The organism is Vibrio sp. Vb0888, from assembly GCF_033338835.1.
Taxonomy (GTDB): domain Bacteria; phylum Pseudomonadota; class Gammaproteobacteria; order Enterobacterales; family Vibrionaceae; genus Vibrio; species Vibrio alginolyticus.
Map to the genome: position 1 here is coordinate 1 of NZ_JAWOTL010000112.1, position 1470 is coordinate 1470.

Here is a 1470-nt window from a genome sequence, read left to right on the forward strand (position 1 = left end):
CACAATTTGTTTACCTTCTTCCGAGATATTTTAAACCAGATCAAGCGTTACCATTACTTTGCTATGCAAGTGCTAGGAACGAACAATCAAGGTCACTGCAATATCGATGAACAAGAGATGATCATGAAGTTATCGCTGTCTAAAAATAGTGACGATGCGGTGCAGTTTCTGGATCGTTATTTGTTGAAGTCGTTGCAATGTGTCGAAACCGCCATCGACAATCCGCTATAAACGTCACGCCAAATCAACTCGCTTATTAACGAAAAATCGGGTATATCCCGATTTTTTCTTTTTGGTATAAACGGTTCTCTCGCTCATGTGAACTAAGCAATATCATCAATGCTATGACACAAAGAAACGCAGTTTCTACCAGCGCTTTTGGATTCATACAGCGCGATATCTGCGCACTTATAACTTCGAGTTCGATCGGCAGTGAGGTCACTATAACCCGCACTGACGGTAACGGTCATATTGCTTCGCAGCTGAACCGCGACTCGCAAACGATTGAGCACCACTTCGGCCTCTTTAACTGTGGTATGAGGCATGATCACCGCAAACTCCTCACCACCGACACGAGAAACAAAATCCGTAGTGCGCACTTCACGTAGTAACGTTTCTGCGACGCTACAAATGACTTTATCCCCTTCATCGTGACCGCGTTCATCGTTAATGCGCTTAAAGTGGTCAATATCAAACAAAGCCAAACACGTCGTCGGTGTATCAGGATAACGTTCTACAATATTCGCGTAGTGGGTTAATTGTTCTTCAAACTTTCTGCGGTTCCACAGTCCAGTCAAACCGTCTTTCTCACTTAAGTTGCGCAGCTGCTCTTCCAACGCTTTACGTTCAGAAATATCCACCAGCGAAGTGATGTAATAGCTGATTTTACCGGACTTTGTTAAGTTCGCTTGGATACGCATGATCGCCGTAAACACATGATTCAATTGGGTACGGCAGCGTACTTCGCCTTCCCAAACATTCTCGCGCCCTAACTTATTCCAAATGTTTAGCGTCTCTTCGAGGTCTTCAGGAAGCAAAATCAGGCTGTGGGCATTCGAGCCTTTCACTTGTTCGGTAGAATAACCCATCATGTTTTCAAACTCTTGGTTGACCATGATGATGCGGAGCGACGCGTCAGAAATCATGACGGCGGTCATACCATCGAGTGCGGCACGGGCTAACTTCGATTCCACACTATGACGACGGTAATGCAGCGCCAACGCGGTAATTGGCAAAGTGAAAACCAGCACAAGACTTAAGACAAACAAGGATTCTTGAATAAGGTCATTGATGTCGCGCGTCGCTCTTTTTGACAACTGCTCATTCGAGAGGTCGATGATGAGATGCAAAGGTTCGTTGGAGACAAACTTAATCGAGCTAAACGCAATCAAGTGTTCACCGTTATAAGAGTACCCCGCTTGCTCAGATACCACTCGCGGCCATATATCTGGATACATGTTCGAGAAATTA

Annotated in this window: 1 protein-coding gene and 1 pseudogene; one reads left to right on the plus strand and one right to left on the minus strand. The window is 45.1% G+C overall.

Going from position 1 to position 1470, the window contains the following annotated elements:
- Positions 1-231, plus strand: a pseudogene (locus R7P72_RS24245) (GntR family transcriptional regulator); the annotation flags it as partial.
- 92 nt (positions 232-323) lie between these two features.
- Here R7P72_RS24245 and R7P72_RS24250 read toward each other — a convergent pair.
- Positions 324-1470, minus strand: a 1147-nt coding sequence (locus tag R7P72_RS24250) for a diguanylate cyclase (RefSeq protein WP_318110862.1), incomplete at its 5' end; no start/stop codon positions are given.